Annotated in this window: 24 protein-coding genes; 23 read left to right on the plus strand and 1 reads right to left on the minus strand. The window is 53.4% G+C overall.

The window, feature by feature from the left end; genetic code table 11:
* Positions 1-8 precede the first annotated feature (8 nt).
* The 23 genes from Q9J80_RS02170 to Q9J80_RS02280 all read left to right on the plus strand — a co-directional run bounded on the left by Q9J80_RS02170 (position 9) and on the right by Q9J80_RS02280 (position 15,828).
* A complete protein-coding gene (locus Q9J80_RS02170; RefSeq protein WP_301673836.1) occupies positions 9-785 on the plus strand; it encodes an ATP-binding protein in 777 nt (258 codons plus the stop codon).
* A complete protein-coding gene (locus Q9J80_RS02175; protein ID WP_301673835.1) occupies positions 778-1,023 on the plus strand; it encodes a hypothetical protein in 246 nt (81 codons plus the stop codon). Before Q9J80_RS02170 ends, Q9J80_RS02175 begins: the two co-directional genes overlap by 8 nt.
* Before the next feature lie 73 nt (positions 1,024-1,096).
* Complete coding sequence (locus Q9J80_RS02180) at positions 1,097-1,492, plus strand: DUF3310 domain-containing protein (protein WP_301673834.1); 396 nt, start codon at positions 1,097-1,099, stop codon at positions 1,490-1,492.
* Positions 1,493-1,761: 269 nt separating this feature from the next.
* Positions 1,762-1,914 (plus strand): hypothetical protein, encoded by a 153-nt coding sequence (locus Q9J80_RS02185; RefSeq protein ID WP_301673833.1) that lies wholly within the window; start codon positions 1,762-1,764, stop codon positions 1,912-1,914.
* A gap of 29 nt (positions 1,915-1,943) precedes the next feature.
* On the plus strand, positions 1,944-2,258 hold the full coding sequence (locus Q9J80_RS02190; protein ID WP_301673832.1) for a hypothetical protein: 315 nt from the start codon (positions 1,944-1,946) through the stop codon (positions 2,256-2,258).
* Positions 2,228-2,623, plus strand: coding sequence for a RusA family crossover junction endodeoxyribonuclease (locus Q9J80_RS02195; RefSeq protein WP_304671745.1), 396 nt, complete (start codon positions 2,228-2,230; stop codon positions 2,621-2,623). The genes Q9J80_RS02190 and Q9J80_RS02195 overlap by 31 nt, the downstream gene beginning before the upstream one ends.
* 164 nt (positions 2,624-2,787) lie before the next feature.
* Complete coding sequence (locus tag Q9J80_RS02200) at positions 2,788-3,393, plus strand: DUF1367 family protein (protein ID WP_301673830.1); 606 nt, start codon at positions 2,788-2,790, stop codon at positions 3,391-3,393.
* Positions 3,390-3,854 (plus strand): hypothetical protein, encoded by a 465-nt coding sequence (locus tag Q9J80_RS02205; RefSeq protein WP_301673829.1) that lies wholly within the window; start codon positions 3,390-3,392, stop codon positions 3,852-3,854. Before Q9J80_RS02200 ends, Q9J80_RS02205 begins: the two co-directional genes overlap by 4 nt.
* Positions 3,851-4,147, plus strand: coding sequence for a DUF1364 domain-containing protein (locus Q9J80_RS02210; RefSeq protein ID WP_301673828.1), 297 nt, complete (start codon positions 3,851-3,853; stop codon positions 4,145-4,147). Before Q9J80_RS02205 ends, Q9J80_RS02210 begins: the two co-directional genes overlap by 4 nt.
* 11 nt (positions 4,148-4,158) lie before the next feature.
* Positions 4,159-4,656: a hypothetical protein gene (locus Q9J80_RS02215; protein WP_301673827.1), complete on the plus strand. Its 498-nt coding sequence runs from the start codon at positions 4,159-4,161 to the stop codon at positions 4,654-4,656.
* A 191-nt stretch (positions 4,657-4,847) separates the two neighbouring features.
* Positions 4,848-5,828: a hypothetical protein gene (locus Q9J80_RS02220; protein WP_301673826.1), complete on the plus strand. Its 981-nt coding sequence runs from the start codon at positions 4,848-4,850 to the stop codon at positions 5,826-5,828.
* 192 nt (positions 5,829-6,020) lie between these two features.
* Entirely contained in the window at positions 6,021-6,431 is a 411-nt protein-coding gene (locus Q9J80_RS02225) for a terminase small subunit-like protein (protein ID WP_304672843.1), read from the plus strand.
* 4 nt (positions 6,432-6,435) lie between these two features.
* A complete protein-coding gene (locus Q9J80_RS02230) occupies positions 6,436-7,785 on the plus strand; it encodes a PBSX family phage terminase large subunit (protein WP_118786801.1) in 1,350 nt (449 codons plus the stop codon).
* The gene (locus Q9J80_RS02235; RefSeq protein ID WP_118786802.1) at positions 7,782-9,734 is read left to right on the plus strand and encodes an anti-CBASS protein Acb1 family protein; all 1,953 of its coding nucleotides are present in this window, start codon (positions 7,782-7,784) and stop codon (positions 9,732-9,734) included. Before Q9J80_RS02230 ends, Q9J80_RS02235 begins: the two co-directional genes overlap by 4 nt.
* 536 nt (positions 9,735-10,270) lie before the next feature.
* Positions 10,271-10,414 (plus strand): hypothetical protein, encoded by a 144-nt coding sequence (locus Q9J80_RS02240; RefSeq protein WP_003711963.1) that lies wholly within the window; start codon positions 10,271-10,273, stop codon positions 10,412-10,414.
* Position 10,415: 1 nt separating this feature from the next.
* Positions 10,416-11,186 carry a phage head morphogenesis protein gene (locus tag Q9J80_RS02245; protein WP_304672799.1) on the plus strand — a complete coding sequence of 257 codons (771 nt, stop codon included), beginning with the start codon at positions 10,416-10,418 and terminating at the stop codon, positions 11,184-11,186.
* A gap of 15 nt (positions 11,187-11,201) precedes the next feature.
* Positions 11,202-12,605, plus strand: coding sequence for a DUF2213 domain-containing protein (locus tag Q9J80_RS02250; protein ID WP_304672800.1), 1,404 nt, complete (start codon positions 11,202-11,204; stop codon positions 12,603-12,605).
* Positions 12,606-12,608: 3 nt separating this feature from the next.
* Complete coding sequence (locus tag Q9J80_RS02255; protein WP_304671743.1) at positions 12,609-13,088, plus strand: structural cement protein Gp24; 480 nt, start codon at positions 12,609-12,611, stop codon at positions 13,086-13,088.
* 126 nt (positions 13,089-13,214) lie between these two features.
* Positions 13,215-14,213 carry a major capsid family protein gene (locus Q9J80_RS02260; protein WP_304671742.1) on the plus strand — a complete coding sequence of 333 codons (999 nt, stop codon included), beginning with the start codon at positions 13,215-13,217 and terminating at the stop codon, positions 14,211-14,213.
* Positions 14,214-14,319: 106 nt separating this feature from the next.
* The gene (locus tag Q9J80_RS02265) at positions 14,320-14,784 is read left to right on the plus strand and encodes a hypothetical protein (RefSeq protein ID WP_304673135.1); all 465 of its coding nucleotides are present in this window, start codon (positions 14,320-14,322) and stop codon (positions 14,782-14,784) included.
* Positions 14,785-14,800: 16 nt separating this feature from the next.
* Complete coding sequence (locus Q9J80_RS02270; RefSeq protein ID WP_114935314.1) at positions 14,801-15,094, plus strand: hypothetical protein; 294 nt, start codon at positions 14,801-14,803, stop codon at positions 15,092-15,094.
* Between the two features lie 54 nt (positions 15,095-15,148).
* Complete coding sequence (locus tag Q9J80_RS02275) at positions 15,149-15,391, plus strand: peptide ABC transporter permease (protein ID WP_301673817.1); 243 nt, start codon at positions 15,149-15,151, stop codon at positions 15,389-15,391.
* A 134-nt stretch (positions 15,392-15,525) separates the two neighbouring features.
* Complete coding sequence (locus Q9J80_RS02280) at positions 15,526-15,828, plus strand: hypothetical protein (protein ID WP_304672802.1); 303 nt, start codon at positions 15,526-15,528, stop codon at positions 15,826-15,828.
* 79 nt (positions 15,829-15,907) lie between these two features.
* Here the strand turns inward: Q9J80_RS02280 and Q9J80_RS02285 are convergent, their stop codons facing one another.
* The gene (locus tag Q9J80_RS02285; RefSeq protein WP_301673815.1) at positions 15,908-16,627 is read right to left on the minus strand and encodes an SDR family oxidoreductase; all 720 of its coding nucleotides are present in this window, start codon (positions 16,625-16,627) and stop codon (positions 15,908-15,910) included.
* Positions 16,628-16,670: the final 43 nt, after the last annotated feature.

Consider the following 16,670-nt stretch of genomic DNA (forward strand, 5'->3'; position numbering starts at 1 on the left):
GGGCGGATATGGCTTTGAGGGACGCGTCTGATTTTTTGGTGGCTTGCGGCGGCGTGCAGACCGAACGGCGGCAATGCGCGGAACACGGCGAATACGCGGCAAAAAGCGTTTTTCGCGGCGTGTGGACGGGCTGCCCCGTCTGCCGGAAGCTGGAAGCGGCGGACGAGATGGCGGCATACGCGGAAACGCTGCGCCGCGAGGCGGTGCGCGACGGGCTGGAAAAACGCATCGGGCGTTCGGGCATTGCACAGCGGTTTAGAAACTGCCGGATCGAAAACTACACCGTCAGCGAATCGATCCCGGGTATGGCAAGGGCGAAAGCCGCCGCCGCCGAATACGCGGAAAACTTCGCCGATGTTTTGCAGACGGGGCGGAATATGATTTTTTCGGGCAGGCGTGGCACGGGCAAAAACCATCTTGCCTGCGGCATCGCCCACGAAGTCATCGCCGCCGGCAAAACCGCGCTGGTCATCACGGTGGGCGATATGCTGCGGACGGTCAAGGACAGTTTCGGCGGCGGCAGCGAGACGGAGGCGGTCGGGATTTTTGTGAAGCCCGATTTGCTGGTGTTGGATGAATTTGGCGCGGGCAGCCTGTCGGAAACGGACGGGCGGATTTTGTTTTCCGTCATCAACGCCCGGTATGAGCGGCTGATGCCGATGCTGGTGCTGACCAACCTGACGGCGGAAGCCTTCCGCGAAAACACCGACGCGCGGATCAGGGACAGGCTGCGGGACGGCGGCGGCAAGCTGATTCCGTTCGACTGGGAGAGCTACCGTGCGTGAAACCTGCTTCCGCTGCAAGTACGCGGATTTCAAAACCCAGCTTGACACGCCGATGCGCGGTTTTGCGAAATGCGCGAAGGCGCGGAATGCGGAAGAAAAGGCGACGTACTACCCGCGAAGCCGCCGCTGCGGCAAGGGCGCGTTTCAGACGGCATCGGAGGCGGCAATCGCAAGGCGTGCGGCAGTGCTTGGGGAAATACCCCTGCAATGCGCCGAATTTGAGCAGGAAGACGGGTAAAACGCTTTGGGAATACCACAGTATACCCGAGACTCGAAAACGCGTTAAAACGCAAATTTGAAGGAAATAGGAAATGACAACCCCGAAACCTGAAAACCCCAACCGCTACCGCGCCCGCGATTTGTCGTGTACCGAATTTACGCAACATCTCAATTTCCACTTGGGCAGCGCGTTCAAATATATTTTCCTGCACAAAGAAGACGGCTGCCGCGAAGACTTGGAAAAGGCGTTGTGGCACTTGAGGCGGCAACGCAACGACGCGCCGAAGTTTAAGAAGCTGAAGAACAAGCGTTATTCCAAACTGTGCGAAAAGCTGGAAGCGTGCGGATTCGATACCGGAACCGACAGCGCGCTGGGCATAATCCTGTACGCCGCAACGGAGTACAGCGAAGACAATATCAGTTGGGTAATCGCCTGTGTCGGTGAAATGTTGGAAAAAATGCCGTCTGAAACGGAGCGGGAAGAATGAACGTTCAGGAAGAAAACGAAACCGCCAACCACGTCATTCCCGCGAAAGCGGGAATCTAGACCCCCCGACGCGGCAGGAATTTATCGGAAACGGCTGAAACCGAACGCCCTAGATTCCCGCCTGCGCGGGAATGACGAAAAGGGGCGGGATTGGCGAAAAGGGGCGGGATTGGCGAAAGCGGCGGGAATCCGACCACGGCACATAAAACCGATGCCGTCTGAAGAACAACGGTTAAACAACGGTTAGGCAAACCGAAAGGAAATAAAACAATGGATACCCTGTTGAAAATCATCATCGCGCTGTCGTTCGGCGGCGCGGCGGCATTGGCAATATGGCTGCTGGTGGAAGCCGCCGATGCGGTTTTGCGCAAAAAGCGCGGCGACGAAGACAAAGATGATGACGGCTTCGGATTCGGCATTTAAAACCCAAAACCCAAAACGAAAGGCAAAAAATGGCGGCAACGGAAAAAATCGAAATGCGTACCTGCAAAACCTGCGGCGAAACCAAGCCGATTCAGACGGGGTTTAACATCGCCAAGCGCAGGGATGGGAAAAACTATTATTGCTCGACGTGCAAAACCTGCCGCAACAAGGAAGTCCAACGAAAGCGTTTGGAAAAATGTGCGTCAGGGGAAGCCGTCGCCCGAGAGGCGGAATACGGGGCGATGACGGCGGCAAGGCTGCACGAGAGCATCCGCGCCGCCCACGCCGCCTGCCCGATATTGGGCATCGGCTTGTGGACGCAACCGGCAAGGGGATGCGCGTGATGCGCCTTATCCTGCCTTACCCCGTATCCGCCAACCGCTATTGGCGGATTTGGCGCAACAGGGCGGTCAGGAGCGCGGAGGCGGCGGCGTATAAGTCCGTCGTCCGCCGTATCGCGCAAGAAGCGGGCGTGATGCCGTCTGAAGGCAGTGTGGCAGTGCGCCTGCGCCTGATTCCCAAAGCAAACAAAGACGGCAGTGCAAACAAGACGGTGATCGATTTGGACAACGCCCTGAAGGTTACGCTGGACGCGCTTCAGGGCATTGCCTATCACAACGACAGGCAGGTGCGGCGCATTGTCGCGGAATATGGCAGCGAACCGGTAGCAGGCGGCGGTTTGGCGGTGGAGATAGAGGATTTGAAATGAGCAGGGACGAATTAAGATAGTTGGCGTTGGCCTTCCGGGCGATTGACCGGGTAATCAATAGTCGCGGGGTGCGGTTGAATACTGTGAAAAACCGAGTAAAGAAGATGAGGCGCAAGGGTAAACAGGCCGTCTGAAATTCTAATTAGAACGGGAAAGGATTTGAAATGGCGGTCAATGTTGCGGTGGTGAAAACACCGGCCGGAACGCTTGCACCGGCGACGGCATACGATGCGGAACTGTTGCGGGATTATGCCGCCGGTCGGCAGTTGAAGGTGGAAATCAAGCAGATGGGCAACCGCAGTTATCAGCACCATAAGCTGTTTTTCGGCGGGCTTTTGCCGTTGGCGTATGAATACTGGGTGCCGTCGGGCGGGCTGGTTACGGACGGGGAGCAGAAGCTGATCAGCGGTTTTGCGCGGCGGCTTGAGGCCATGCATTCGAGCGGCGGGCTGTTTTTGGAGTTTGCCGACGAGTTTGTACGGATGGTGGCGGCAAAGCGGGGCGAGAGAATCGGTGCGGTGCTGCAAAGCATGGAGGCTTTCCGGAAGTGGCTGACGATTGAGGCGGGGTATTTCGATGTTTACGAAACGCCGGACGGCTACCGCAAGGAGGCGAAAAGCATCAGCTTTCACAGTATGGGTCAGGAGGAGTTCAACCGGTTTTACCGAGATTGTTTTCAGGTGGCTTGGAACATGATGCTGTCGTCTAAGTTTGAGTCGGAGGAGGCCGCAGAACTGGCGGCTATGGAGATGATGGAGATGGGCGGATGAAGGATAGATTGTTTGAAGTAGTCATAGATAAGTTCAGGGATAAAGTTGATAAAGGCGGCCATCCATACATAGAACACTTGTACCGTGTTGCTGATGGGGCGGAAGAACTTCAGGTTGGGTCTTATATGACGGGTTTTTTGCATGATACGTTGGAGGATACCGATTTGACGGCAGATGACTTGTTCTTACTTGGCGTAAGTAACGCAGTTATCAACCGTGTCAGCATGTTGACCAAGCCGCATGATATGCCGTATGAAAAATACATCGGTCGTATAAAAAATTATGCGCGGAAGAATAGAGACAAAATTATTTTGGCAGTCAAGATTGCCGACTTAAACGACAACCTAAACGTATCAAGATTAAAAATGTTGAGGGATGAAGATTTTAAAAGGTTGGTGCGTTATATGAAGGCAAGGCAAAAATTATTTGATGTTTTTAATTATTTACAGGGGCATAGATGAGCAAGATTACGCAGTCGGCACGCGGCGAGCGTTGCCAGATACGTTTCCCGGGCATTTGCAATCATGATCCGGAAACGACGGTTTTCGCGCATTACCGTTTGGCTGGAACTTGCGGCATGGGGATTAAGCCGTCCGACCTATTGGGCGCGTTTGCCTGTTCCGCATGTCATGATGCAGTAGATGAGCGAGTGCGAATGGATTTGACCCATGACGAATTAAGGGCGGCACATGCGGAAGGCGTGATGCGGACGTTGGTTATTTTGGAAAAGGAAGGGCTGGTAAAGGCCGGCTGAACGGGGGGTGAATGTACCGCAATATAGACGAGTGCCTGCGCGATGTGTACCGCTTCGGCGCGTTGCGTATCGAGCCGATGGGGAATACGGCGCAAATTTGCTACTGGGTAGAGAATAAGGGTGTAAGCCGTGGCGGTGAGCAAGGAATGACACAGCATGACTGGCACGCCAATGCCGCCATGATACAGGCACGGGTGGAACGGTTACTGAACCATTTAGAGCTTTGTGCCGTAGAAGCCCAATACGGCAGCAATTTTAGCCATATCGTGGATTTGAGCAGCTATATCCTAGATCAGCAGCAAGGCATTCCCCTGTTGCTTTGTGATGCCCTGTTGTCGCATATTTTTTCAGGTATCCCTAAACAGACGCAGATACAAGACAGATTTGATATTGCCCGCGTAACGTTGTGGCGGAAAAAGAAACAGGTTGGAGGAATTGTGGCAGGACTGCTCGATAGCGCCATTTGCAAACTGGAACCAGAGTTTAGGCAAGTCGGGATTATTGAGTAGTTTGCGATTGTGTGGCTATGCTGTGTAAAATAACGCGCCACGACAACGGAAATGTGAATTACCAACGAAAACGCATGAGGCCATTCCTCCGTCGGTTCGGCAGCGTAATACTTCAGGTAATGCCGAAGAGCACGAGCCAGTGAGTGATGATGAGCGTAAACAGGTAGATAGTTTATTTTAGGAGGCGAAAGATGAAAAAAACATTATTGGCTATCTTCTTATGTGCGGCAATAACACCGTTGTTTGCTGATGGGTATGGCTCGCGTAAGTTAAATATAGATATTTATCCAAACCCGAAATTTACTATGTATGGGGATTTAGGGCTGATGAGCTCAACGGTCTCTTCTATGAGAAGAAATACTATTTCAGGGACAAATAGTTTAATTCAATCTGAATGTGCCACTATTGCGGATTGGTTTTTGCCCTATGTATATCAAACCAGAAAGGCTGAAATGGAAGGGAGGTTATCTTCTATTGAGGCTTCATCAAATATTCTTAGAGGGGCGATGAATACAATGCAAAGCATATCCGAAGGTACGCCTTTCCCTCTCGGTGTGGATTCATATAGAACACTTGACGCTCTAGTAACTGAGCAGTTAAAGCTGGGGAGTTCGGAGAGCAATGCCGTGAGATATGCAAAAAATATTTGCGTTCATGACCTGAATCCAGGGAAGTACAGACTTCTATTCTCATCCTTCCCTAAAACAGGGGGAAGTTTTACTCCAGATCTAACTGGATTAGATGATAGCAGGAAATCACATGGTGCAATTCTTCCGCTGATTTCGCTAACAGCGCCAGAGAACTCAACCTTTATGTCTCCTAGAGACTTGGACAGATTCAAGTTATCTGCGCAGGAAATTATGGCAATCCATGCACTAATTGCAAATGATATAAAAACTAATATAGAAAACCAAGGAAAAGATAACTGGATTACTTATAAATATTTAGTAGACAGAAAAAAAGACGATTTTAATAGATTTTTAAGGAATGGCGGTGCTAATGAAGATTATCTCGTGCTTATTCTTAGCGTTAAAGTAATGAATAACATAACATACTTCTCTGAGAACAACACAGAAATAACAGATGCCTTTTTAAACAGTGCGTTGGATAAGGTTCAGGCTCTATCTTCAGAGGAATTTACAAATAATTTAAACGCAGCATTATCTCGTTGAAATAAATTAGCCCCTTGCATTTGCAGATGGGCATCTATCGCAACATGAGCAGTCTCTTGGTTGTTTTGCACTTGACGGAATGAAACACTTTTGGTATAAGAATGCTATATTTCGGAGAAAGTTGCGAATCGGCAATTTTCCCTTTTCTTTTCGGCTGCCTTCGGGCGGCCTTTAAATTTAGGACGGCCCGATATGGCAAAAGCAAAACGCCCCATCGGGCGACCGACAACATACAACCAAGAAACGGCAGATCAAATCTGCGAACTGATCGCCCGAGGTATGAGCCTGCGGGCGATTTGCGCGTCTGCCGATATGCCGGCGGGCGGAACGGTGCACCGCTGGTTGGCGGAGCATCAAGATTTTCAGGAGCAATACGCGCGTGCGCGCGAGGAACAGGCGGACGGTTTCGCCGACGAGATTATCGATATTGCCGATTCCGTCGCCCCTGAAACGGGCGAAGTGGCGAAAGCCAAGCTGCAAATCGACGCCCGCAAGTGGAAGGCCGCCAAGCTCGCACCGAAGAAGTACGGCGAGAAGCTGGAACTGGATGCCGATATGCGCGTGAAGGTAGAGACGCGGTCGCTGGAAGATATTTTCAAATAAACCTATGGCCAATCCGTATTTCAAGCCGCTTATCCGCAAGGCGCGTTACAAGGTGCTGTACGGCGGGCGCGGCAGCGGCAAATCGTATTTCTTGGCGGAATTGGCGGTGGAAGTGTCGCGCCGCATCGGTACGGTCATTCTGTGCGCCCGTGAGTTTCAAGGCTCGCTGGATGATTCGGTGTATCAGCTATTGATTGAGACCATCGAACGGCTGGGCTATACGGAAGAGTTCGATATTCTGAAATCCACCATCACCCATAAAGGCACGGGCGCGAAGTTTGTGTTTTACGGCATCAAGAACAACGTGACCAAAATCAAATCGATTCAGGGTGTCGGCGTGTGCTGGGTGGAAGAAGCCGAAGCGGTAACGAAGAATTCTTGGGATGTGCTGATACCGTCCATCCGTGGCGACAAGAACGCGGAAATCTGGGTGAGTTTCAACCCGAAAAACATTTTGGACGACACCTATCAGCGGTTCATCGTCCACCCGCCCCAAGACAGCATCGTCTTAAAGGCGAATTACGACATCAACCCGCATTTTGCCGATACGCCGCTCTTGGCCGATATGCTCGAGTGCAAAGAGCGGGACGAAGACCTTTACCGCCATATTTGGCTGGGCGAGCCGGTGGCCGATAGCGAACTGGCGATTATCAAACCAAGCTGGATTGAAGCCGCCATTGATGCGCACGAGAAACTGGGCTTCTCAGCCGCAGGCCGCCGCATCCTCGGTTTTGACGTGGCTGATGAGGGCGATGATGCCAACGCCACCGTATTGCGGCACGGTTCGGTCGTCACCGATATGCGGCAATGGCGCGGGCAGGATGTGATTTATTCCGCCGACAAGGTTTACCTGTACGCCCAAGAGCAGAATGTTGACCGCATCGTGTACGACAACATCGGCGTGGGCGCGGGTGTGAAAGCGCAGTTCCGGCGCAAGAACGGCAAGGTGCAGACGCTTGGCTTCAATGCCGGCGGCGCGGTGTACAAGCCCGATGCCAAGTACACCGACGACAAGAAAAACCGCGATATGTTCGCCAACATCAAGGCGCAGGCCTGGTGGATGGTGCGCGACCGCTTCTACAAGACGTGGCGCGCCGTGCATCACGGGGACAGTTACCCCGAAGACCAACTTATCAGCCTTTCAAGCAGCCTGCACGAATTGGAATACCTGACTGCCGAATTGAGCCGCCCGCAAGTGGATTACGACCAAAACGGGCGCGTAAAGGCAGAGAGCAAGAAAGACATGAAAAAGCGCGGCATTCCCAGCCCGAACCGCGCCGACGCGCTGGTTATGGCATTCGCCCCCGTACAGGGCGGGCTGAACATCAACCCCAAGATATTGAGCGGACTATGAGCAAGAAAAAGAACAAGCCGAACGCCAAGGCTATGCGCCGCGCCCTGCAAAGGCTGCCTGAAAAGCAGCCCGCATCATACAGCTTGGATTTCCCGGCACTGCCGGACGGCGTGAAGCCGAACGGCATAGCGATGGACGGCAGCCCCTTGGGAAACTTCGGGGCTGATTGTTTTTTCGGCACCGGCTTTATCGGCTATCCGCGCTTGGCCGAGTTGGCGCAAATCTCCGAATACCGCAGCGTGAGCGAAACCACCGCCAACGAAATGACCCGCCAATGGATAGAAATCAAATCCGCAGGCGAAGAAGACAACAGCGACCTCATCAAACAGATTGAGGAATGCTGCGAGCGGCTGAACGTGCGCGACGTGTTCCGCAAGGCCGTTGAAACAGACGGCCTGTTCGGGCGCGGCCAGATACTGGTGCAAATCAAAGGCCACGACGGCAAACTCGCCAATCCGCTGCTTTTGACCGAAAAAACCATTGCCAAAGGCAGCCTGAAAGCCTTGGTGAACATCGAGCCGATGTGGACGACCCCCGCGCCGTACAACGCCGTCGATCCGACACTGCCCGACTTTTACAAGCCGAAGGCTTGGTATGTGATGGCGCAGGAAATCCACGCCAGCCGGCTGTTTACCCTGATTTCCCGCCCCGTGCCGGATATGCTCAAGCCCGCCTACAACTTCGGCGGCGTGAGTATGACCCAGCTTATGATGCCCTATGTGGAACGCTGGCTGCGTACCGTGGATTCCGTCAGCGACCTGCTGCACAGCTTCTCCCTGTCCGGCATCAAAACCGATATGAGCGCGATATTGGGCGGCAGCGACGACGGCGACACCAACATCATACTGCGCGCCGAACTGTACAACCGTTTGCGCGACAATCGCGGCCTGATGCTGTTGAGCAAAGACGAAGAAGAGTTTTTCCAGTTCAACACCCCGCTGTCCGGCTTGGACGCGCTGCTTGCCCAATCCCAAGAGCAAATGGCCGCGCCCAGCCATACGCCGCTGGTGAAGCTGCTCGGCATCACGCCAAGCGGCCTGAATGCCAGCACCGAGGGCGAGATTGCCGTTTACTACGACCACATCCGCGCCATGCAGGAAAACCTGCTGCGCGACCCGCTGGATAAGCTGCTCAAACTGGTGCAATTACACCTGTTCGGCAAAGTGAACGACAACATCACGTTCGACTTTGTGCCCTTGCGGCAGATGAGCGAAACCGAGCTTTCCACCATCCGCAAATCCGACACCGACCGCGATGTGGCCTACATTCAGGCGGGCGTGGTATCGGCGGAGGAAGTACGCGGACGGCTGGCGGGCGAACCGGGCAGCGGCTACAACGGCATCGACGTGGAAGACGTGCCCGAAATGCCCGATGACGGCTTTTCAGACGGCATGAACGACGGCGAGGGGGAAGAAGTCGGAGACCCCGCCGACCCAAAGCCTGAACCCGCCCAAGATGCCGAGTGGGACGAAAGCAAGCATCCGAGGGCGGAGAACGGGCGGTTTGGGGGAGGGAGCGGGCAGCCTGAAAGACAAGACGGTCAACTCCAAGTAGAGATACCCGAAATTAAGGGTAGCGAACTGGGCTTGTGGTCAAGCATGAAGGAGCTGCGAAATAAGGCCAAAGATTATGCCAAAAGGTTTGTAGGCAAAAAGTTTGTCAATCGCAGTACTGGCAATGAAATTGAAGTTCCGATGAGTGGAGTGAAACACACTTTGGCAGGGGCGGCGGATAGTTTGATTAAAACCATCCCCGCCATCCCGAAAATCATCCAAAGCTCACGGCTGGTTGCTACCAAAGAGGACAAGCACAACGACCAGAATATCATTGCTGTAGAAATCTATCAGGCAAAAGTACGAGTTGAGAGTTTGGATAAAGAAGTCGTGATGACAGTGAAACATTGCAGAGACGGTAGGCGGTATTACGACCACGGCTACCTGAAAGAGTGATGAGCATGAAAATAGCGGCATTTGCTTCAGGCCAGCACCTTAGCGCGTTCATATTACGCCACCTCTTTGCCTGTACAAATACCGCATAGACATTCTAGTATTGCATCTAAAAAAACGCAACAGAAAAAAGGCAACGTTTAATCTACGGTATATCGCCGGTTGCTAAGACCGGGTTATTGAACCGCCGTTGCCTTGGGGAGCGGCATTTGCTTCAGACCAGCATCTTCGCGCGTTCAAATGCGATCGACCTCTTAGTCAGAAAATTTAGCAATACCGCTTATCTGCATAATAAACCTGCCCACTATGAAAATCAAGGCAGACGAGATACGCAAAAAGAGATAGCCGTTAATTTCAACTAGTGCCTCACTCTCGGTTTTACCCTGCGTGCGCCAAACGTCCGAAACGTCCTAGCCCCTACAATTAACGGCTTGGTTTCATTATATGCCTGCCATCCGCCGAAAGCAAACGAAAGCCCGTGAAGCGGCGAACTTCACGGGCTTTCTGTATTTAACCTTAGCGTATTAAGGAAAAATCATATGGAAATAATAACCTGTATTGCCGCTGCTGTCAAAGCGGCAGGAGAAAAAGTCATGTTGGAACTTGTCCGCAATGCGTGGATTAAATTTGCCCTCGGCTTCGTCTTGCTCTGCTACGGCATTTCCCTAATCAAATGGTGGTGATATGCAGCCTGAAATCCTGCTCGCCCCCATCCGCCCCAACCTCGGCGTGGAGGCCGCCTACCGCAAAAGCCTGAAAAAGCTGCTGCGTGAAATGCGCGCCGACGTGCAGGGCCTGCTTGAACGGCACTACCCGAAAGGCATCGCCCAAGACAGCCTGACGGACGGCTTGCAGGCTGCTTTGTCCGCCCTGTTGCGTTATTGGCTGGCACGGTTGGACAAGCTTGCCCCGCAAATCGCCGAAATCTTCGCCAATCAAAGCGCGAACCATACAGAGAGGGCCTTTCAGACGGCATTGCGGGAGGCGGGCTTTACCGTCCGTTTCCGTACCACAGCGCGGCAGCAAACCGCCTTGCAGGCCGTATTGGGCGGCAACGTCTCGCTGATACGCTCCATCGGACAACAATACCTGGACCGCGTGGAAGAAAGCGTATGGCGCAGTGTGAATGCAGGTTACGATATGGCGCAACTGACCCGCGAACTGCGTAAGGATTACGGCATCAGCGAACGCCGCGCCGCCTTTATCGCGCGAGACCAGACCAATAAGGCAAAAGCCGCCATCGAAAAGGCGCGGCGGCAGGAATTGGGCATTACCGAAGCCATATGGATGCACTCCCACGCAGGCAAAGAACCGCGCCCGAGCCACGTTGCCGCCGACGGCAAACGGTTTAACGTGGACAAAGGTATGTATCTGGACGGCAAATGGGTGCAGCCCGGAACCGAGCCAAATTGCCGCTGCACCAGCCGCAGCGTGATTAAAGGATTTAATGCATAAGATGATGGCAGATATATGGCAAAGCTGACCATCAAGGAAACAGGCAAAGAAAAAGTAGGAAACGCGCCTGCGGGCATTGAAACCGCAAAAGACAGCGGCCAAGCGGCGGGTTTTGTTTCCTACGCAGATAATCATACTCCCTTTGCCGAAGACGGACAAACACACGAAACAGCAGGCTATATACGCATTATGAAGATAACCGACCAAAACGGGCGCGATGTAACAAAAACTTATGACGAAGGCCGCCTTTCCATCGCCCAAGACCGATCCCTGCGCTCCTACGATCAAGACGGCAGGCTGCACGTGGAAAGCTCCAACATCAGCAAGGCAACGGTAAACCCCTACTATGGAAGCGAAATCCCCAACTACAAACAACTGGGGCTTGAGCCGAAAAAGGTTTACTACCTGCTGCGAGACCCCGAAGAGTTGGAAAAGGCCGCGCCGACGTTCGACAACCTGCCTTTGTTGAGCAAACACATCCCCGTTTCCGCCGACGAGCCGCAGAAAGAAGTGATTGCGGGCACGACCGGCAGCGACACCGTGTTTGAAGACGGCTACCTGAAATGTTCGCTGGCCGTGTGGGACGCGGAGGCGATTGCCGGTATTGAGAGCGGCGAGCAGGTGGAGCTGTCCAGCGCGTACCACTACACCGCCGACATGACCGCAGGCGAATTTGAAGGCAGGCATTACGACGGCGTGATGCGCGATATTGTCGGAAACCATGTAGCCCTTGTCGATGTGGGTCGGGCGGGGCGTGATGTTGTCGTAAGCGATGCGGACCCATTTCACGAAAGGAAAATCATGAAACTGAAAGCAGGCGCGAAAGCGCGTATTCAGGCAGCCGTGCAGCCCCTGTTGGCGCAGGATGCCGAATTGAGTCCCGACGAACTGTTGCAGGTTATCGGCTCGCTCACCAACGAAGTGCAGACGGCACAAGACGACGGCAAAGAGTTGCCGCCCGAAAACGTCGAGAATGTCGGCACGGACGGAGACGATTCGGAGGACGGCGAAAACAACACCGCCCCCGCCGAAGACGAAGAGCCGGAAAAAACCGCCGAAGACGAAGCGCCGGAAAAACCCGAAGGCGGCGCGCCCAAACCCGCGCAAGATGCCGCCATTTCCAAAATGGCGATGGATGCGGCGATTCAAAAAGCCGTGGCTGCGGAGCGCAAACGCGCACAAGCCTTGGCGGCGGCACAGCGCGAAGTGGCGCACATTGTCGGCGATGTGGCGATGGATAACGCGGCGGACGTGTACAAGTTCGCGCTGGAACAGAGCGGCATCGACGTAACCGGCGTGCATCCTTCCGCCTACCGCGCGATGGTCGGTATGTTGGGCAAACCCAAACAGCCGATGGCGCAAGATGCGGCCAAAACCGCCGAACAGTTCCCCGGTTTGTCACGAATCAGAAAGGCTTAAACTATGTCATTCCAAAAAGCAGTCCAACCTTACCAAGCCCCCGCCGTTGCGGGGGATTTTGCCGCCCACAATCCGAACGCTTCCATGTTGGCGGGCGAAGGCGCGCTCGTCAGCGGCACGGACGGCGTAACCGTCGGCGTGTTTGCCTGGGCGGATGCAGACGGCAAAGTGTCCAACAAGAAAACCGACGGCGCGCGCATCGGCTTTGTCCACCGCGAACAACAGGCAAGCATCACCGCCTATCTGGCGGAACACGGCAACCAAATCCTGCCCGGTCAAATCATTACGTTGGCGGTAGCAGGCGATTTTTGGGCGCACTTCCCCGCCGGTGCGGAAATCGGGCAGAACGTGTTTGCCAAAGACACCGACGGCACATTGAAAGCCTCTGCCGCCGCCGACGAAACCGACCACACCCTGACCCGCTTCAAAGCAGCTTCCAAAGCCGCAGCGGGCGAACTGGCCAAAATCACCACATGGGAGTAACGATTGTTTCAACACACAGGGTTGTATCTAAAGCACAGCCCTGATTTGGAAGGGGTTACGCCCCCTCCAAAAAAACCCAAATTCTACTGCCCTGAAGGGCTGGTTTTCAACCATAAGGAAGTTTTAATGAATACCTTGCAACAACTCGAACGCGATGCCGGCATCGTCTTTATGGGCGGTGGCAAAAAGCTGATGAACGAACAGGTGCAGGCTGCTTTGGCGATGGATGCGCAGCCCGCGCTGACCACCGCAGGCAACAGCGGCATCCCAGCATGGATGCTGACCTATGTCGATCCGAAGCTGATTGAAGTCGCCCTTCAGCCGATGAAGGCCGCCGAAATCTTCGGCGAAGTGAAAAAAGGCGACTGGACGACCGAAACCGCTATGTTCATGCTGGTAGAACCTACCGGCGAAGTCTCCGGCTACGGCGACTACAACAACAACGGCGTGAGCGGTGCAAATGTCAATTTCCCGCAACGCCAAAGCTACCATTACCAAGTGTTCACCCGTTGGGGCGAACGCGAAGTGGCACGCGCGGGCGAAGCGAAGATCGACTATGTGAACCGCGTCAATCAGGCAAGCGTGAACGCCTTAAACCGTTTCCAGAACAAATCCTATCTGTTTGGTATCAAAGGTTTGCAGAACTACGGCATCCTCAACGACCCGAGCCTGCCTGCCAGCACCGCCGCCGCCGAAAAATGGGCAACCGCCACCGGCGAGCAGGTGTACGAATCCATCCGCAAGCTGTTCCAAAAACTGTTGCAGCAGACCGGCGGCCTGATTGATATGAACACGCCGCTACTCTTGGTGTGCAGCCCGACGGCCAGCGTGGAACTGACCAAAACCAACCAGTACAACGTCAACGTTACCGACCAGCTGAAAAAGAACTTCCCCAACCTGCGTATCAAAACCGTGCCGGAATATTCCGCCGCATCGGGCGAAATGGTGCAGCTGATTGTGGAAGAGTTGGACGGCCAGCGCACCTTGGAATGCGGTTTCACCGAAAAACTGCGCGCGCACAATATGGTTTTGGAAGCCTCCAGCATCAGGCAGAAGAAATCGCAGGGTACATGGGGCGCGATTATCTACCGCCCGTTCTGCATCGCTTCCATGACGGTGAGCTAAGTGCAGGCTGCTTAAAGTTTCTGCGAAGCTAAAAACAAGGCTGTCTGTTTTCAGACGGCCTTTTTCATGCCCGCACCTGCGGGTTTTTTTACTTGGAGCATTTAAAATGGATAGAGCCATACAAGAATCTTATGTTAAAATCCTAAATGTACTGTTTGAAGGCGCAGTCCGCGCCCGGCCGGATCAAATTACAGAAGAAGTAGTCGGTATGGCCGATCAGATGTTCTCCGAAATCGGCGCATGCCATGAGCGTTTGAAACCGCTGGCCGTACTGGCTGACGGCATTGTCGGCAGCGTTATGGAACAGCTTCCGGACGAGCTGAAGCTGCTTTTCGGCAACGTGCCGTTTGATGAATACCTGATCAGCAAAGGCAGGGATGAAACCGCTAAGGAAATCAAACGATTGTGGTTTAATAAAGCAGTCGGCCTTAACAACGCGCTCAAAGTATTGGAGGCTTTTATTAAAAGCTGGATTAAATACAGCGCGGCAGACCGAAAATTAAGAATGTGTATTGTTACGGCACAAGCCCGCTGGCGTTCAAAAGTCGAAATCGAACTGCTGGGCTTGTAACCGCAGGGGGGCAGGTATGTATCTGCTGTTTTTTCGTTGGATATGGGAAAAAGTGGTACCGGAAAGCATCCGCAACAGCAAGCCGGTGCGGTGGGTAGCCAACCATAGAAAGCTCACTATCTGGGTAATTGTGACAGTATGGATCAACTTCTTCCCCGATACTTACGAATACGACATTATTCCTAGTCGTAGGGGATACGGCTATTGGCATGTCGATCATCCGTTGTATCCCTATGCCCGATTTCTGCTTCCCCTTATTCTCGGTGCGGCTTTTCTTTTCATTCCGCCCGATCCGCCCGAAAAGAAATAGTAACCTGCATAAGGAGCCGGCTTTTCTCGGTCTTTGATTCATCTGGGAGGGGGTATGTCGGACAGGCTGAAACATATTTGGATGCTGTATCGCAAACCGGTACTTTTGTATGTTGTTACCGTCATCATCTATATTTTGCTTGACGGGCCGACCACTGAGGGCAGCCGAACGCCTATGCCCCCTATGAACGCTTGGGAAAAAATCCTGTTTATGGCAGCCGGCGTCAGCGGATTTGTCAGCCTCCTGTGGATAATACTGATTGCCCTGTCCGAGCATTACAGGGACAAGAATTGGTAAACGCGTATTGAAAGCCGGATTAAATACAGCGCGGCAGACCGAAAATTAAGAATGTGTATTGTTACGGCACAAGCCCGCTGGCGTTCAAAAGTCGAAATCGAACTGCCGGGTTTGTAACCGCAGGGGGGGCAGGTATGCGGGGTAGGTGGACTCTGCTGTTTTTGCATTGGATATGGGAAAAAGTGGTACCGGAAAGCATCCGCAACAGCAGGCCGGTGCGGTGGGTAGCCAACCATAGAAAGCTCACTATCTGGGTAATTGTGACAGTATGGATCAACTTCTTCCCCGATACTTACGAATACGACATTATTCCTCGTGGGAGATACAGCCATTGGCATGTCGATCATCCGTTGTATCCCTATACCCGATTTCTGCTTCCCCTTATTCTCGGTGCGGTTTTTCTTTTCATTCCGCCCGATCCGCCCGAAAAGAAATAGTAACCTGCATATAAGCAGCCTGAAATCTTTCAGGCTGCTTTTTTATTGGAGAACCCAAATGGCAAAACAAAAAGGAGATTTAGAGGTAAACGATTTCGCCGCTCCGCCCTTTGCTTTCGGAACTTGCCCACCAGACAAATTGCGGGAGTACGTCTTCGTAGTTTTTACGTTCGCTTTTGGCTTCACCCGGATGGGATTTGATGCGTTGGGGGGAATTGATGGGGCCCGGAATCAGGACATTGGCGCGAAGGTTGCCGAAGCGTTCCCATTCATCGGCGGCAACTTTGCACAGATAGTTCAGTGCGGCTTTTGATGCGCCGAAACCGCCCCAGTAGGCTTTTGGGGTTTCCCCGTGGCTTTCGCCGACGAAGATAACGGATGCGTCCGGCGACTGTTTCAGCAGGGGAAGGAGGGCGCGGGTCAGCCCCATCGGGGCGACGGTGTTGATACGGTATTGGTTGACCCATTCGGCGACGGTCTGGAAATCCAGCGGCGAGAGGGCGTAGAAATAGCTGGCGCAATGGACGATACCGTCTAGTTTGCCTTGAGTGGCTTCGGCAATAGTGGCGGTGAAATGTTCAAATTCTTTTTCTTCCGCGCTAATAAGGTCAAAGCAGATGGCGAATGGTTCGGGGTATCCGGCTTCGACAATCGCGTCATACACTTTTTCCAGTTTTTTCTGATGACGGGCAACCAAAATCACAGTCGCGCCTGCTGCCGCATAGGCTTTGGCAACCTGTTCGCCCAACCCTTGTGATGCGCCGGTAACTAATATGGTTTTGTCGGTCAGTGTCGGCATGGTTGTCCTTTGAGATTTAGGGATAATGTATTTTAACGTTTTG

This window comes from Neisseria blantyrii, from assembly GCF_962747855.1.
GTDB lineage: Bacteria > Pseudomonadota > Gammaproteobacteria > Burkholderiales > Neisseriaceae > Neisseria > Neisseria viridiae.

Bases quoted from the DNA above. Each gene is read 5' to 3' on its own strand.
- Q9J80_RS02285 (WP_301673815.1), bottom strand. From the start codon at position 16,627: ATGCCGACACTGACCGACAAAACCATATTAGTTACCGGCGCATCACAA.
- Q9J80_RS02215 (WP_301673827.1), top strand. From the start codon at position 4,159: ATGTACCGCAATATAGACGAGTGCCTGCGCGATGTGTACCGCTTCGGC.
- Q9J80_RS02255 (WP_304671743.1), top strand. From the start codon at position 12,609: ATGTCATTCCAAAAAGCAGTCCAACCTTACCAAGCCCCCGCCGTTGCG.
- Q9J80_RS02190 (WP_301673832.1), top strand. From the start codon at position 1,944: ATGGCGGCAACGGAAAAAATCGAAATGCGTACCTGCAAAACCTGCGGC.
- Q9J80_RS02260 (WP_304671742.1), top strand. From the start codon at position 13,215: ATGAATACCTTGCAACAACTCGAACGCGATGCCGGCATCGTCTTTATG.
- Q9J80_RS02225 (WP_304672843.1), top strand. From the start codon at position 6,021: ATGGCAAAAGCAAAACGCCCCATCGGGCGACCGACAACATACAACCAA.
- Q9J80_RS02270 (WP_114935314.1), top strand. From the start codon at position 14,801: ATGTATCTGCTGTTTTTTCGTTGGATATGGGAAAAAGTGGTACCGGAA.
- Q9J80_RS02185 (WP_301673833.1), top strand. From the start codon at position 1,762: ATGGATACCCTGTTGAAAATCATCATCGCGCTGTCGTTCGGCGGCGCG.
- Q9J80_RS02220 (WP_301673826.1), top strand. From the start codon at position 4,848: ATGAAAAAAACATTATTGGCTATCTTCTTATGTGCGGCAATAACACCG.
- Q9J80_RS02240 (WP_003711963.1), top strand. From the start codon at position 10,271: ATGGAAATAATAACCTGTATTGCCGCTGCTGTCAAAGCGGCAGGAGAA.
- Q9J80_RS02230 (WP_118786801.1), top strand. From the start codon at position 6,436: ATGGCCAATCCGTATTTCAAGCCGCTTATCCGCAAGGCGCGTTACAAG.
- Q9J80_RS02180 (WP_301673834.1), top strand. From the start codon at position 1,097: ATGACAACCCCGAAACCTGAAAACCCCAACCGCTACCGCGCCCGCGAT.
- Q9J80_RS02275 (WP_301673817.1), top strand. From the start codon at position 15,149: ATGTCGGACAGGCTGAAACATATTTGGATGCTGTATCGCAAACCGGTA.
- Q9J80_RS02265 (WP_304673135.1), top strand. From the start codon at position 14,320: ATGGATAGAGCCATACAAGAATCTTATGTTAAAATCCTAAATGTACTG.
- Q9J80_RS02235 (WP_118786802.1), top strand. From the start codon at position 7,782: ATGAGCAAGAAAAAGAACAAGCCGAACGCCAAGGCTATGCGCCGCGCC.
- Q9J80_RS02170 (WP_301673836.1), top strand. From the start codon at position 9: ATGGCTTTGAGGGACGCGTCTGATTTTTTGGTGGCTTGCGGCGGCGTG.
- Q9J80_RS02280 (WP_304672802.1), top strand. From the start codon at position 15,526: ATGCGGGGTAGGTGGACTCTGCTGTTTTTGCATTGGATATGGGAAAAA.
- Q9J80_RS02250 (WP_304672800.1), top strand. From the start codon at position 11,202: ATGGCAAAGCTGACCATCAAGGAAACAGGCAAAGAAAAAGTAGGAAAC.
- Q9J80_RS02210 (WP_301673828.1), top strand. From the start codon at position 3,851: ATGAGCAAGATTACGCAGTCGGCACGCGGCGAGCGTTGCCAGATACGT.
- Q9J80_RS02200 (WP_301673830.1), top strand. From the start codon at position 2,788: ATGGCGGTCAATGTTGCGGTGGTGAAAACACCGGCCGGAACGCTTGCA.
- Q9J80_RS02205 (WP_301673829.1), top strand. From the start codon at position 3,390: ATGAAGGATAGATTGTTTGAAGTAGTCATAGATAAGTTCAGGGATAAA.
- Q9J80_RS02245 (WP_304672799.1), top strand. From the start codon at position 10,416: ATGCAGCCTGAAATCCTGCTCGCCCCCATCCGCCCCAACCTCGGCGTG.